We start from the raw sequence: 13,725 nt of genomic DNA, 5'->3' as shown, positions 1-13,725 counted from the left end.
GGTTTCAGCCCGGCGCCATCTCGGCGGGCGGGCGCGTGGCGCGGCGCAACTGTTCCAGCACCGCAAGCGCCGCGCCCTCATCAATGGAGCGGGCGGCGCGTGCGGCAGCGGCACGGAGATCGGTCGTTTCGCCCGCGACGACAAGGGCGGCCGCCGCGTTCAGCACGACGCAATCGCGATAGGGGCCATGCATGCCGCGCAGGAGGGCTTCCAGCGCGGCGGCATTCTCCGCCGGGTCGCCGCCCTTCAGCGCCTCGACGGGGGCCTCGGGAAGGCCGGCATCGGCGGGGCTGACGGCGAATTCGCGGATGGTGCCGTGATGCAGCTCGACCACCTGGCTGGGTCCTGAAAGGGTCAGCTCGTCCAGCCCGTCGCCATGCACCAGCCAGGCACGCTCGCTGCCGATGCGCGCCAGCGTCTCGGCCATGGGGCGCAACCATTGCGGTGCGAAGGCGCCGGTCATCTGCCGCTTCACGCGGGCCGGATTGGTCAGCGGCCCCAGCAGGTTGAAGATGGTGCGGGTGCCCAGTTCCACCCGTGGCCCGGCGGCATGGCGCAGGGCGGCGTGGTGCCGCGGCGCCGCCAGAAAGACCATGCCCGCCTGATGCAGCACATCCGGCAACTGGGGCAGCGGCACGTCGAGGTTGATGCCGAGGGCCGCCAGCGCGTCCGAGGCGCCGGACTTCGAGGAAAGCGCACGGTTGCCGTGCTTGGCCACCTTCACCCCGGCGCCGGCCACCACCATGGCGGCGGCGGTGGAGATGTTCAGCGTGCCCACCCCGTCGCCGCCGGTGCCGACAATGTCGATGGTGCCCAGGGGCGCCTCGACCGCCGTCATGCGGGCGATCATGGCGCGCACGGCGCCGGTCATCTCCGCCACCGTCTCGCCCCGCACCCGCATGGCCATCAGCATACCGGCGATCTGCGCGGGCGTGGCCTCGCCCTCCATGATCTGCCCGAAGGCGTGCTCGGCCTCGGCCTCGGAGAGGGTCTCGCCCGCCGCGAGGCGGGCCAGCACGGGCTTCAGCGTCATCATGCCGCGGCCACCTCGCGGAACGCCGTTCCCCCGGGGCTGGCGATGCGGAACAACAGGTGCGTCGGCTCGCTCTGCCGGAACATGATGCTGCGATCCTCCTTCGGGGCGCCATGCGCCAGCGTCGGCGAGGCCGGCCGTAGCGGGAGGCTAGCCTGTCCGCTCATCGCACAACAAGGGCAGGAATGGACCCCCTCTGCTGCCCGGCGCCCCGTCCGTCCTTTAGAAGAAAATGCTCTGGAAGCAGTGTTTTGAGGCACGACGCTGATCCGATCAGTCAGCGCCGTGCCTGCGGGAGGCATGCCGACGGGGCCGGCAGGCGCCCTTCATCGCGGGGTGACCTGGCCCAGGAGGGCCTCATTGTAGCTGATCTCCGCCTGCGCGCGCAGCGCATCGAGGTACTGCCCCTCCAGGTCGTTCAGCATCGCCTGCTCCACGGCATCCCGCACCCGGCCGAGGGCCAGCGGATCGCTGTCCGGGTTGAAGGGCACCACCTGCACCGGCTGCGCCACGGCGAAGCCTTCCGGCGTCCCGGCCATGGTGGCCTGGTCCGGCGGCGTGTCGAAGACCGGGCGCAGCAGCTCGGCGGGCAGGGGCGTGCTGGGCTGCGGCTGGCGTCCGAAGGGCCCGATGCGCTGCACGGGGAAGCCAGCCTCGCGCGCCGCCTCGGCCAGCGGCTTGCCGCCCTTCACCGCGGTCAGCAGCGCCGCCGCCTGCTCCTCCTGGACACGGCGGCGGGCATCGGCCGTCCAGGCCTCGCGCACCTGCGCCTCGACCTGCTCGAAGGGACGCAGCGCGGTCGGAACGACCTCCTTCAGGTCAAAGGAGAAAAGAGCCGTCTGCCCGGCCTCGGCGAGGCGCGGGGAGTCGCCCTGGCGGGCGGCGAAGACGGCGCGCAGCGCGATGTCCTCAGCCGCCCCGTTCAGCGGCAGCTCCGCGCGCGCGCCGGCCTGGGTCCGGCCGGAGGCATCGGTGGTGACGTCCACGAGGGCGAGGCCGAAGCGCTGGGCCGCCTCGGCGAGGGTGGCGCCGCCCGCCAGGGCATCCTCCACCTGGTTGGCGCGCTCGTAGGCGAGGTCGGCCGCGCGCTCGCGGCGGACCATGGCGCTCAGCTCGTCGCGCACCGCGTCGAAGCCGCGCACCTGCTCGGGCTGGATGTCGGTCACCTTCAGCACGTGCCAGCCGAAGCTGGTCTGCACCGGCGCGCTGATGCCGTTCTCCGGCAGGGCGAAGGCCGCCTGGGCAAGCTCCTGCACCGGCAGCCCGTTGCGATCGGTGGTGCCGAGCGAGACGGCCTGGCCGCCGGCCTGCTGCGCCGCCGCCTCGATGGCCGCGAAGCCGGCCCCGCCGCGCCACTGCTCGGCGATCGCCGCCGCCTGCTCGCGGCTGGGCAGCAGGGCCTGCTCGATGCTGCGGCGCTCCGGCGTCTCGAACTCGCCGCGATGGGCCTCGTAGGCGGCGTGCAGATCCTCGTCGGACGGCTTGATCTCGGCCGCGACCGTCTCCGGGGAAAGCACCGCCAGGGCGTAGTGGCGGTATTCCGGTGAGGAGAAGCGGTCCGGATTGTTCTCGTGGAAGCGGCGGAGCTGCTCCTCGGCGGGTGTCGCCGGCTCGGGTGCGGCGGCGAAGGGCAGGCGGACCAGGTCGGCCACGCGCTGCTCGCGCTCCCAGGCCAGCAGCGGCTTGGTCAGCGCGTCCGGCCCGGCGGCGCCGGCGCGCACGGCACCGACAAGCTGCTGCCGCTGCAGGTCGGCCCGCAGCAGGTTGAGGAACTCGCCCTCGCTCAGCCCGTTGTTGCGCAGGAAGCCGTCGAACAGGGTGCGGCTGAACCGGCCGTCCGCGCCGCGGAAGGCGGGGATGCCGAAGACGTAGTCGCGCAGCGCCATCTCCGGCACGGCGATATGCAGCTGCGCCGCTTCCTTGCGCTGCACCCGGTCCAAGATGAGCTGCTCCACCGCCTGGCGGCCGATCGCCTGCGCCATGGCCGGGTTCATCTCGAAACCGGCGCCCAGCTGGCGCTGCATCCGCAGCATGTCCCGGCGTGCCGCCTGCTGGGCCTCGGTCAGCTCGATGGGCGCGCCGCCCACCCGCGCGACGGCGGTGTCGGTGCCGATCCGGCGGACAACGTCCTCGATCCCCCAGATGCCGAAGGAAAGGATCAGGAGAAGGAACAGGGCCTTGGCAAACCAGGTGCCGGCAAGGCGTCGCAGCGCAGTGAGCATCGTAATCCGTCTGGATGGAGGCGGGCGGACCATAGGGAAAACGCGCCCGGTTGCCAAACATGGCCGCCCCCTGTAGCGCGGCGGGGAAGGATTTTCGTTCGAATCAGGAAGCAAGGAGCCGAGCATGACCCCTGGTGTGCGCCCGCTGATCGCCGGGAACTGGAAGATGCACGGCACCCTCGCGGAGGCGACGGCCCTGGCGCAGGGTGTGGCTGCCGGGGCCGGGGGTGCGGCGGAACTGCTGGTCTGCCCGTCTTTTCCGCACCTGTCGGCGGTGAAGATGGCGATGGCGGGCAGCGCGATCGGCCTCGGCGCGCAGGACTGCCACGCCAAGCCGAAGGGCGCCCATACCGGCGACGTCTCCGCCGCCATGCTGAAGGATGTGGGCGCGAGCCACGTCATCCTCGGCCATTCCGAACGCCGCGCCGACCACGGGGAGAGCGACGCCGAGGTCAAGGCCAAGACCGAGGCTGCCCTGGCCGAAGGCCTGACGCCCGTGGTCTGCGTCGGCGAGAGCGAGGCGCAGCGGCTGGCCGGCGAGGCCGAGGCGGTGGTGGCCGGACAGCTCGGCGGCAGCCTGCCGGAGGGCTTCGCCAGGGCGGGCGGCGTGGTCGCCTACGAGCCGGTCTGGGCCATCGGCACCGGCCGCACGCCGACGGAGGAGGATGTCGCCGCGATGCATGCCCGCATCCGCGCCGAGCTGGTGCGCGCCTTCGGCCCGGCGGGGGAGGGGCTGCGCATCCTCTACGGCGGCTCGGTGAAGCCGGGCAACGCCAAGGCGATCCTGGCGCTGCCGCATGTGGACGGCGCGCTGGTCGGCGGCGCCAGCCTGGTGGCGGCCGACTTCCTGGCGATCGCCGCCGCGGTCGCCTGACTGCGGCGGCGAGGCCGCTCAGGCGGCTCGCAGGCTGCCGAGGAAGCCGCTGACCTCCTGGCGCAGGGTGCCGAGCTGGCCGGTGACGCCGGCCGCCGCCTCCTGCACCTGCTGAGCGGCGCTGCCGGTGGTGCCGGCGGCGCCGGAAACCCGCTCCAGCTCCTGCGAGACCTCGCCCGTGCGGGCCGCCGCCTCGGTGATGTTCTGGGCGATCTCGCGCATGGCGGCCGTCTGCTCCTCCACCGCGGCGGCGATGGCGCTGGCGATGGTGTCCACCGAGGAGACGGTGCCAGCGATGCCGCGCACCCGCTCCACCGCCAGCGCCGTCTCTTCCTGGATGGTGGCGATCTGGCTGCGGATCTCCTCGGTCGCCTTGGCGGTCTGCGCGGCGAGCGACTTCACCTCGGAGGCCACCACGGCGAAGCCCTTGCCGGATTCGCCGGCGCGCGCCGCCTCGATGGTGGCGTTCAGCGCCAGCAGGTTGGTCTGCCCGGCGATCTGCTCGATCAGCTGAACCACGTCCCCCACCTGGCGGGCGGCGTCGGCGAGCCCCTGCACGGAGGCGTCGGTGCGCTGGGCGTCCTCCACCGCCGCGCGGATCACGCCCGAGGCCTCGCCGACCTGGCGCCCGATCTCGGCGCTGGTGCTGGTCATCTCCTCCACCGCGGCAGCCACGCCATTGACGTTGGTGGCGGCGCTGCCCGCGCTGCGCCGCGCGCCCTCGGTGCCGGCGCGGGCGCTTTCGGCAGCCTGAACCATGGTGCTGGCCACGCCGCGCAGGCCCTCGCCGGCTTCCCCGAGGCGGCCGACGATCTGGCCCACGGAACTGTCGAGACGCGTCGCCAGCGCCTCCAGCGCCGCGCGCTTCTCGGCAGCGGCCTGGTGCTCGCGAAGGGCGCTCTCCTCCTCCAGCCGGCGCTTCGCGAGGGCGTTCTCGCGCAGCACGGCGAGCGCGGCGGCCATTTCGCCGATTTCGTCGCCCCGGCCGGTCTCCGGCACCGTCCCCTCCAGCTCGCCACCGGAGACGCGCGCCATGCCGCCGGCAAGCCGGTGCAGCGCGCCGGCGATGTCGCGTGCGATCAGCCATGCGCCGAGGCCCATCAGGGCCAGAAGGCCGGCCGCGGCGAGGCCGAACTGCAGGATGAGCCTGCCGAACTCCGCATCCAGGTCGTCAACATAGGCGCCGGAGGCGAACAGCATGTTCCAGGGCTTGAACTCCCTGGCGAAGACGAGCTTCTCCAGCGGCCCCTGCTGGCCGGGCTTCGGGTACCAGTAGGAGCCCGTGCCGCCGGCGGGGCTGCTCAGCGCGGCGTTTCGCAGAACTTCCGGGATCAGGTTGCCGTTGTGGTCCCGCGTGGTGCTCACCTTGCCTTCCGCGGCCGGCGTCGCGGGGGAGAGATAGGTGAACCCGTCCATCCCATAGGCGAGGACGTAGCCGGTGCCGCCGTCGAAACGGAAGGTCCGGGCGTCGTCGTGGAACCGGGCGACGGCCTGCTCCCGCGTGAGGCTGCCCGCCGCCACCTGCTTCTCCAGCGCCTCGGCGACGCTGCGCACGATCTCCACGGCGGCGCGCAGCTTGTCCACCCGGTCCTCACGCATGCGGCTCCGGATCACCTCGGCGGAGGCGCCAAAGAGCAGCAGGACGGTTATCGCCGCCAGGCCCAGCAGGAGTCCGAACTTCGCCCGGATTCGCAGGCGATGAAGCAGATGCACGAGGGTCACCTCCAGTTTTGCCCGCGGCGCGGTGCGCCGCTCGCCCGCCATGGTGACCGTGCGGGACTAACGGATGCTTTCTGCCGATGTGACAAGCTGCCTCCGGGCGGCCGCCCGGGCAGGCCGGGGGGCGTGATCACGAAATGGTGCAGGGGCAAGCGGTCTTTCCTTGCCGGCGGCTTGGCGCGAGACTTCGCCGCCATGCCGAATGAAAAGACCACGCAGGCTCTTGCCGCGCTCGACTCCGCCCGTGCCGATACCGAGGCCAGCCTGCTCGAATGGCTGCGCATCCCCAGCGTCAGCGCGCAGCCCGCTCATGCGCCCGACTGCCGCGCCGCCGCCGAGTGGCTGTCCCGCGAGCTGGTGGCGCTGGGCTTCCAGGCGCGGCTGCGCGACACGCCCGGCCATCCGGTGGTGATCGCCACGCATCCCGGCCCCGGCGGCGACGTGCCGCATGTGCTGATCTACGGCCACTACGACGTGCAGCCGCCGGAGCCGCTGGAACTCTGGAAAAGCCCCCCCTTCGCGCCGGTGGTCACCGACGGGCCGCGCGGGCCGCGCATCGTTGCCCGCGGCGCGGTGGACGACAAAGGCCAGGTGATGACCTGGCTGGCGGCGCTGCGCGCCTGGAACACCGCGGCGGGCGCGCCGCCGGTGCGCGTCACGGTGCTGGTGGAGGGCGAGGAGGAGGTCGGCAGCCCCAACCTCGATGCCGTGCTGGAGGCGGAGAAGGCCACGCTGGCCGCCGACGTCGCGCTGATCAGCGACACCAACATGTGGGACCCGCAGACCCCTGCGCTGACCATCAGCCTGCGCGGCATGGTCTATGTGCAGATCGACCTCAAGCTCGGCGACCGGGACCTGCATTCCGGCCTGTTCGGGGGCTCGGCCGGCAACGTGCTGAACCTGCTGACCCGCATCCTCGGCGACCTCAAGGATGCCGATGGCCGCATCCAGATCCCCGGCTTCTATGATGGCGTGGCCGAGCCTGGCGCCGAGCAGCGTGCCGCCTGGGAGGCGCTGGGCTTCGACGAGGCCGCCTTCCTCGGCGCGCAGGGCCTTTCCGTGCCCGGCGGCGAGAAGGGGCGGAGCGCGCCGGAGCGCCTCTGGGCGCGCCCGACCGCCGACGTCAACGGCGTCTGGGGCGGCTACATGGGCGAGGGGTCCAAGACCGTCATTGCCTGCGAGGGGCACGCCAAGCTGTCCTGCCGGCTGGTGCCGGGGCAGGACCCGGAGAAGATCGTCGAGGGCATCCGTGCCTTCGTGAAGGCCCGCCTTCCGGCCGATGCCAGATTCGAATTGCAGGTCTTCGGCACGGCGCCGGCCGTTTCCGTGCCCCTGGATTCGCCCTGGCTGAAGGCGGCCGAGGTTGTTCTGCAGGAGGAATTCGGCAAGCCGGCGGTGCGTGCCGGCGGCGGTGGCTCGATCCCGGTGGCCTCCAGCCTGAAGGGCATCCTGGGGCTGGACAGCCTGCTGATGGGCTTCGGCCTGGACGACGACCAGGTGCACAGCCCGAACGAGAAGTTTGAGTTGAGCTGCCTGCATGCCGGTGCGCGCAGCCATGTCCGGCTGCTCGGGAAGCTCGCGAAGTAAAGGGAAGCTTGGGGGAATTCCTTCCCCCAGCCTTGCTTCAGCCCTTGGCCACCGCCGCGCGAATGGCGCCGAGGGTTTCCTCGATCATCCCCGCCGTCACGTCGAGATGCGTGCAGGCGCGGATGCGGCCGCCCAGCATGGAGAGGTGGATGCCCTGCAGCCGCAGCGCACCCACCAGATCCGCGGCGGTGAGGCCGGTGCCGGCGGGGTTGAAGAACACCAGGTTGGTGTCCGGCTCCTCGACATCCATGCCCGCGATCTGCCGCAGGCCGCGCGCCAGGGTCCTGGCGTTGGCATGGTCTTCGGCGAGACGGTCGATGTTGTGGTCCAGCGCGTAGAGGCAGGCGGCGGCGCAGATGCCGGCCTGCCGCATCGAGCCGCCCAGCCGCTGCTTCCAGCGCCAGGCGTGGCCGATGAACTCGGCGGAGCCGCAGAGCACCGCGCCGAGCGGTGCGCCCAGCCCCTTGGTGAAGTCCAGCCAGACGGAGTCGAAGCCGGCCACCATCTCGGCGGCGGGGATGCCGGCGCCGACCACGGCGTTCATCAGCCGGGCGCCGTCCATATGGGTGGCCCAGCCCTGCTCGCGCGCCACGGCGACAACGGCATCGAGCTGGTCCTGCGGCCAGATGCCGCCACCGCCGATATTGGCGGTCTGCTCCACCTCCAGCAGGCGCTGCGGCGGGCTGTAGCGGCCGCCCGGGCGGATGGCGGCGCGCAGGGTGTCGGCATCGAACATGCCGCGCGCACCCTTCAACGGGTGGATCTGCACGCCGGTGGTGGCGGCATGCGTGCCACCCTCGCTGGACAGGATATGCGCCGTCTCATGCGCCAACACCTCGTCGCCGGCGCGGCAATGGGTGCGGATGGCAATGACGTTGCACATGGTGCCGGAGGGCAGGAAGACCGCCGCCTCCTTGCCCATCAGCGCCGCCATGCGGTCGCAGAGGGCGTTCACCGTCGGGTCGTCGCCGAACTGCTCGTCGCCGACCTCGGCGGCCATCATGGCCTCCTTCATGGCCAGGCTCGGGCGGGTCTGGGTGTCCGAGTAGAGGTTGATGCGGACCGGCGGGGCGCCGACAGGGGGGCGGGACGGGGCATGCACCATCAGGGCGGACCTTTGCTGGGAGACGGGCTCAGTCGGAGAGGTCGGTGATCGAGACGTAGAGCCACCGGGCGAGGCGATAGACCACGAACAGCACCAGCAACCCGGCAAGGGCGGGGAAGAGCCAGCCGGGCAGGCCCTGCAACAGGGCCTGGCCCGTGGACTGCCAGTAGATGAGGGCCGCCAGGGCGGCGAGCAGGATCAGGGCGATCGGCATCGGTGCCGGCAGCATGGCAGGCGGAACCGGTGCCGTCAGCCCCTCGCGGCCGGTGCCTGGCGCGTTTTATTGCGCGGCGGGCGAGTTGCCCGGAACCGGTGCGCCGCTCGCGGCCTGGGCCGCCCCGTTGCGCCCGTAGAGCACCATCGCCCGGCGCTCGAAGGCGCGCACCATCAGCCGCACCGCCTCATTGAAGACCGTGCCGATGACGGCCTGCAGCAGCCGTGACCGGAACTCGAAATCAACGAAGAAATCGACCTCGGTCCCGCCCTCGGCCGCCGTGAAGGTCCAGTTGTTGTTGAGGTAGCGGAAGGGGCCGTTCTCGTAGCGCACGCGGACGCTGTGCGGCCGCTCCAGCAGCACCCGGGAGCGGAAGGTTTCCCGGAACATCTTGAAGCCGATGGTCAGGTCGGCCACCAGCTCCTGATCGGTATGCGAGACGATCCGCGCCCCCACGCACCAGGGCAGGAACTCCGGGTAGCGGCGGACATCCGCCACCAGATTGAACATCTGCTCGGGCGTATAGCGCAGGAGGCGCTTCTCGGCATGGGTCGGCATCAGGCAGCAACGCCGCCGCGGAGCCGGGCGTTGCGTGCGTCCCGCAACGCGGCGAAATCACGGTCGGCGTGGTAGGAGGAGCGGGTCAGCGGCGTGGCGGAAACCAGCAGGAAGCCCTTGCTGCGCGCCATGCGGGCGTAGTCCTCGAACTCGGCCGGCTCCACGAAGCGGTCCACCGCCGCATGCTTCACCGTGGGCTGGAGGTACTGGCCGATGGTCAGGAAGTCGACCTCCGCGCTGCGCATGTCGTCCATCACCTGCAGCACCTCGGTCCGCGTCTCGCCCAGGCCCACCATCACGCCGGACTTGGTGAAGATCGAGGGGTCCAGCTCCTTGACCCGATCCAGCAGGCGCAGGGAGTGGAAGTAGCGCGCGCCCGGGCGGATGCTGGGGTAGAGCTTCGGCACCGTTTCCAGGTTGTGGTTGAAGACGTCCGGCCTCGCGGCCACCACCACCTCCAGCGCGCCGTCCTTGCGCAGGAAGTCAGGGGTCAGGATCTCGATGGTGGTCTCGGGCGCGGCAATGCGGATGGCGGCGATCACGGCGGCGAAATGCGCGGCGCCCCCGTCGGCCAGGTCGTCCCGGTCCACGCTGGTGATCACCACATGCCGCAGCCCGAGCTTGGCCACGGCATCGGCCACGCGGCGCGGCTCATCCGCATCCAGCGTCTTGGGCATGCCTGTCGTGATGTTGCAGAAGGAGCAGGCGCGGGTGCAGATCTCGCCCATGATCATCATGGTGGCGTGGCGCTGCGACCAGCACTCCCCGATGTTCGGGCAGGCCGCCTCCTCGCACACCGTCACCAGCTTGTTGTCGCGCATCAGGTTGCGCGTCTCGTGGTAGATCGGGTGGGTCGGCGCCTTGACCCGGATCCAGTCCGGCTTGCGTTTGATCGGGTTGTCCGGGCGGTGCGCCTTCTCGGGGTGGCGCAGCGGCCTGGGGGCGTTGCCCTCGGCGCCGGCGACGGCGCCGCCGGCCCGGTGATCGATCAGGATACGGGTGGCCATTCGGAATTCTGGCTCCTTGCCGGTCGGCTCGCGCCGGTCGGTTCCGGAGCGGGCCGCTGGCCGTGCTCTATAAAGGCATTCCGGGCGCGAAGGCGAGAGAACGCCCCCGCGCCACGCTCCGCTCAGATGTGGAGCACCTGGCCATAGGCATCAAGCACCGCCTCGTGCATGGCTTCGGAGACGGTGGGGTGCGGGAAGACGGTGTGCATCAGCTCCGCCTCGGTGGTCTCCAGGGTGCGCGCGATGGTGTAGCCCTGGATCATCTCGGTGACCTCCGGCCCGACCATGTGGGCGCCGAGCATGGCGCCGGTCTTGGCGTCGAACACCGTCTTGGCGAAGCCCTCCGGCTCGCCCAGCGCGATGGCCTTGCCATTGCCGATAAAGGGGAAGCGGCCCACCCGGACCTCGTAGCCCATCTCCTTCGCGCGGGCCTCGGTGAGACCGACGGAGGCGACCTGCGGCCGGCAATAGGTGCAGCCCGGGATGTTGCTGATGTCGGTCGGGTGCGGGTGCATTCCCGCGATGGCCTCGACGGTGACCACGCCCTCATGCATGGCCTTGTGGGCCAGCCAGGGGGCGCCGGTCAGGTCGCCGATGGCCCAGACGCCTTCCTCGCCGGTGCGGCCGAGCGGGTCGGTGACGACATGCGTCTTCTCGACCTTAATCCTGGTGCCTTCCAGGCCGATATTCTCCACATTGCCGACGATGCCGACCGCGGAGATCAGCCGGTCCGCCTGGATCTCCTGCACCTTGCCGTTCGCCTCGACAATGGCGGTCAGCCCGTCGCCCGACTTGCGGACGCCCTGCACGCGGGCGCCGGTCAGCACCTTCATGCCCTGCTTGGTGAAGGATTTCTGCACGAAGGCGGAGACCTCGGCGTCCTCAACCGGCAGGATGCGGTCCATCACCTCGATCAGCGTGACCTCGGCGCCCATGTTCAGGAAGAAGGAGGCGAACTCGCTGCCGATCGCGCCGGAGCCGACCACGATCAGCTTCTTCGGCATGATGTTCGGCACCAGCGCCTCGCGGTAGCTCCAGATCAGCTTGCCGTCCGGCTCCAAGCCGGGAATGACGCGGGCGCGGGCGCCGGTGGCCAGGATGATGTTCTTGGCCTGCAACTCGGCGGCGGGCTGCCCCTCCTTGCTCACGGTGAGCTTGCCGGGACCGGCCAGCTTGCCGCTGCCGTCGAACACGGTGACCTTGTGCTTCTTCATCAGCCCGCGCACGCCCGAGGAGAGCTGCCCGGAAACCTGGCGGGAGCGCTTCACCACCGCGCTGAAGTCGAAGCGCACGTTGTCGGCCGCGAAGCCATAGGGGCCGAGATTGTGCAGCAGGTGGTTGATCTCGGAGGCGCGCAGCAGCGCCTTGGTGGGGATGCAGCCCCAGTTGAGGCAGATGCCGCCCAGGTGCTCGCGCTCCACCACGGCGGTCTTCATCTTGAGCTGGGCGGCGCGGATGGCGGCGACATAGCCGCCGGGCCCGCCGCCCACCACCACCAGATCGAACTGCTCGGCCATGCTCTCCGGCTCCCTTGAGGCGGTGTCTCAGCCGGCCAGCGCGCGCAGCGCTTCACCGGAGAGGCGTTGATCGGTCCATTCCTCGCGCCCGACCGCGCCGATCCGCCTGTAGAAGGCGATGGCGGGCTCGTTCCAGTCGAGCACGTTCCATTCCACCCAGGCATGGCCGCTTTCCAGGGCCTTACGCGCCGCGGCGCGGAAGAAGGCGAGGCCGATGCCGTGCCGGCGATGCGCCGGATCGACGAAGACATCCTCGATCCAGAGGCCGGAGCGGCCGGCGAAGGTGCTGAAGGTCTCGTACCACAGGCAGACGCCGACGGCCTCGCCCTCCACCTCCGCCAGCAGCCCCTGGATGCGGCGGGTGGCCAGCGCGCCGTAATAATCCTGCGCGGTGGCCACCACCTCGTGCCCCAGCTTCTCGTAGTCGGCGAGCGCCTGCACGAGGCGGAGAACCTCCTCCGCGTCGCGCGGGCGGATCTCGCGCAGGGTGAAGCCGGGCGCGCCGCTCACAGCATCAGGCTCAGCGGGTCCTCGACCACCTTCTTGAAGGCGGCGATCCATTCGGCGGCCAGCGCACCGTCCACCACGCGGTGATCGACCGAGAGGGTGCAGGTCATCACCGTGGCGATGGCCAGCGCGCCGTCCTTCACCACCGGGCGCTGCTGCCCGGCGCTGACCGCCAGGATGCCGGCCTGCGGCGGGTTGATGATCGCCGCGAAGTCCGACACCCCGAACATCCCCATGTTGGAGATGCTGAAGCCGCCGCCCTGGAATTCCTCCAGCTTGAGCTTGCCGGACTTGGCGCGGGCGGCCAGGTCCTTCATCTCGTTGCTGATGGCGGCGAGGCCCTTCTGGTCGGCCTTGCGCACGATCGGCGTGATCAGCCCCTCGGGGATCGAGACGGCCACCGAGATGTCCACGTCGTGGTACTGGATGATGGCGTCGTCGGTCCAGGAGGCGTTGACGCTCGGGAACTGGCGCAGCACCCGGGCGGCCGCCTTGATGATCAGGTCGTTCACCGAGAGCTTGAAGGCGCCGGGGCCCTCCTTCGGCGCGCGGCCATTGAGGTCGGCGCGCAGCTTCAGCAGCGCGTCGAGCTCGATGTCCATGGTGACGTAGAAATGCGGCACCGTCGCCTTGCTCTCCGCCAGGCGCTTGGCGATCACCTTGCGCATGGAGGAGTTGGGCACGGCGGTGTGCGGCGCCGTGATCGGCGCCGCGGGCGCCTTCGGGGCCTGCGCCGCGGCGGCGGCGGGGCTGGCGGTGGTCGGTGCCGCAGCCGCCGGCTCGGCCCTGGCGGCCGGCGCGGTCTTCGGCTGCGCCGCGGCCGCCTCGATGTCGGCCTTCACGATGCGGCCGTTCGGGCCGGAGCCCTGGATGCCGGAAAGCTCCAGCCCCGCCTGCTTCGCCATGCGGCGGGCGAGGGGGGAGGCGAAGACGCGGTCGCCCGCCTCGGCCGCGCCGGCGGCTGGCTTCGGCGCCGGCTTGTTCTCGTTGGCCGTGGCGGCCTTGGGCTGCTGCTCGCCGGGACCGGAGGCCGGCTTGCTCGCCGGGGTGGTCTCCTGCTTCGGCGGCGCCTCCGGCTTCGGGACCGCCTTCGGCGCGGCGCCGGCGCCTTCGGGCACCGCCTCGCCTTCCTCGACCAGGATGCCGATCGGGGCGTTGACCTTCACGCCCTCGGTGCCGTCCTGCACCAGGATCTTGCCGAGGATGCCCTCATCCACGGCCTCGAACTCCATGGTGGCCTTGTCGGTCTCGATTTCGGCGATGATGTCGCCGGCCTTGACCGGCTCGCCTTCCTTTTTCAGCCAGCGCGCGAGCGTCCCCTCCGTCATGGTGGGGGAAAGCGCGGGCATCAGGATGTTGGTGGCCATCGTCCCGCGTTCCCC

13 protein-coding genes are annotated in these 13,725 nt (G+C 71.1%); 2 read left to right on the top strand and 11 right to left on the bottom strand.

Going from position 1 to position 13,725, the window contains the following annotated elements:
• Positions 1–4 precede the first annotated feature (4 nt).
• The 3 genes from trpD to E0493_RS00510 form a co-directional block, all read right to left on the bottom strand.
• Positions 5–1,036 carry an anthranilate phosphoribosyltransferase gene (gene trpD / locus E0493_RS00520; protein WP_202396825.1) on the bottom strand — a complete coding sequence of 344 codons (1,032 nt, stop codon included), beginning with the start codon at positions 1,034–1,036 and terminating at the stop codon, positions 5–7.
• Positions 1,033–1,200, bottom strand: coding sequence for a hypothetical protein (locus E0493_RS00515; RefSeq protein ID WP_160934956.1), 168 nt, complete (start codon positions 1,198–1,200; stop codon positions 1,033–1,035). The genes trpD and E0493_RS00515 overlap by 4 nt, the downstream gene beginning before the upstream one ends.
• Positions 1,201–1,359: 159 nt before the next feature.
• A complete protein-coding gene (locus E0493_RS00510) occupies positions 1,360–3,255 on the bottom strand; it encodes a peptidylprolyl isomerase (protein WP_160934955.1) in 1,896 nt (631 codons plus the stop codon).
• Between the two features lie 136 nt (positions 3,256–3,391).
• Here E0493_RS00510 and tpiA point away from each other — a divergent pair, with 136 nt between their 5' ends.
• Positions 3,392–4,129: a triose-phosphate isomerase gene (tpiA, locus tag E0493_RS00505; RefSeq protein WP_367614441.1), complete on the top strand. Its 738-nt coding sequence runs from the start codon at positions 3,392–3,394 to the stop codon at positions 4,127–4,129.
• An 18-nt stretch (positions 4,130–4,147) separates the two neighbouring features.
• On the opposite strand, the gene E0493_RS00500 is transcribed toward tpiA, so the two are convergent.
• Complete coding sequence (locus E0493_RS00500; RefSeq protein ID WP_160934953.1) at positions 4,148–5,851, bottom strand: methyl-accepting chemotaxis protein; 1,704 nt, start codon at positions 5,849–5,851, stop codon at positions 4,148–4,150.
• A 192-nt stretch (positions 5,852–6,043) separates the two neighbouring features.
• On the opposite strand from E0493_RS00500, the gene E0493_RS00495 reads away from it, so the two are divergent.
• Complete coding sequence (locus E0493_RS00495; RefSeq protein WP_160934952.1) at positions 6,044–7,435, top strand: dipeptidase; 1,392 nt, start codon at positions 6,044–6,046, stop codon at positions 7,433–7,435.
• Between the two features lie 37 nt (positions 7,436–7,472).
• On the opposite strand, the gene E0493_RS00490 is transcribed toward E0493_RS00495, so the two are convergent.
• From E0493_RS00490 to E0493_RS00460, 7 genes are all read right to left on the bottom strand, one after another.
• Positions 7,473–8,540, bottom strand: a complete 1,068-nt coding sequence (locus E0493_RS00490) for a threonine aldolase family protein (protein ID WP_160934951.1) — start codon at positions 8,538–8,540, stop codon at positions 7,473–7,475.
• 28 nt (positions 8,541–8,568) lie between these two features.
• Positions 8,569–8,769, bottom strand: a complete 201-nt coding sequence (locus E0493_RS00485) for a hypothetical protein (protein ID WP_160934950.1) — start codon at positions 8,767–8,769, stop codon at positions 8,569–8,571.
• A gap of 51 nt (positions 8,770–8,820) precedes the next feature.
• Complete coding sequence (locus E0493_RS00480; protein WP_160934949.1) at positions 8,821–9,312, bottom strand: type II toxin-antitoxin system RatA family toxin; 492 nt, start codon at positions 9,310–9,312, stop codon at positions 8,821–8,823.
• Complete coding sequence (gene lipA, locus E0493_RS00475) at positions 9,312–10,319, bottom strand: lipoyl synthase (protein WP_160934948.1); 1,008 nt, start codon at positions 10,317–10,319, stop codon at positions 9,312–9,314. The genes E0493_RS00480 and lipA overlap by 1 nt, the downstream gene beginning before the upstream one ends.
• Before the next feature lie 122 nt (positions 10,320–10,441).
• A complete protein-coding gene (lpdA, locus tag E0493_RS00470) occupies positions 10,442–11,836 on the bottom strand; it encodes a dihydrolipoyl dehydrogenase (RefSeq protein WP_160934947.1) in 1,395 nt (464 codons plus the stop codon).
• Positions 11,837–11,863: 27 nt separating this feature from the next.
• Positions 11,864–12,346 (bottom strand): GNAT family N-acetyltransferase, encoded by a 483-nt coding sequence (locus tag E0493_RS00465; RefSeq protein WP_367614429.1) that lies wholly within the window; start codon positions 12,344–12,346, stop codon positions 11,864–11,866.
• On the bottom strand, positions 12,343–13,710 hold the full coding sequence (locus E0493_RS00460) for a pyruvate dehydrogenase complex dihydrolipoamide acetyltransferase (protein ID WP_160934945.1): 1,368 nt from the start codon (positions 13,708–13,710) through the stop codon (positions 12,343–12,345). The genes E0493_RS00465 and E0493_RS00460 overlap by 4 nt, the downstream gene beginning before the upstream one ends.
• Positions 13,711–13,725 lie beyond the last annotated feature (15 nt).

The organism is Teichococcus coralli (assembly GCF_009829925.1).
Taxonomy (GTDB): Bacteria; Pseudomonadota; Alphaproteobacteria; order Acetobacterales; family Acetobacteraceae; genus Pseudoroseomonas; species Pseudoroseomonas coralli.
This window is presented reverse-complemented; position numbering and strand designations above follow the sequence as displayed.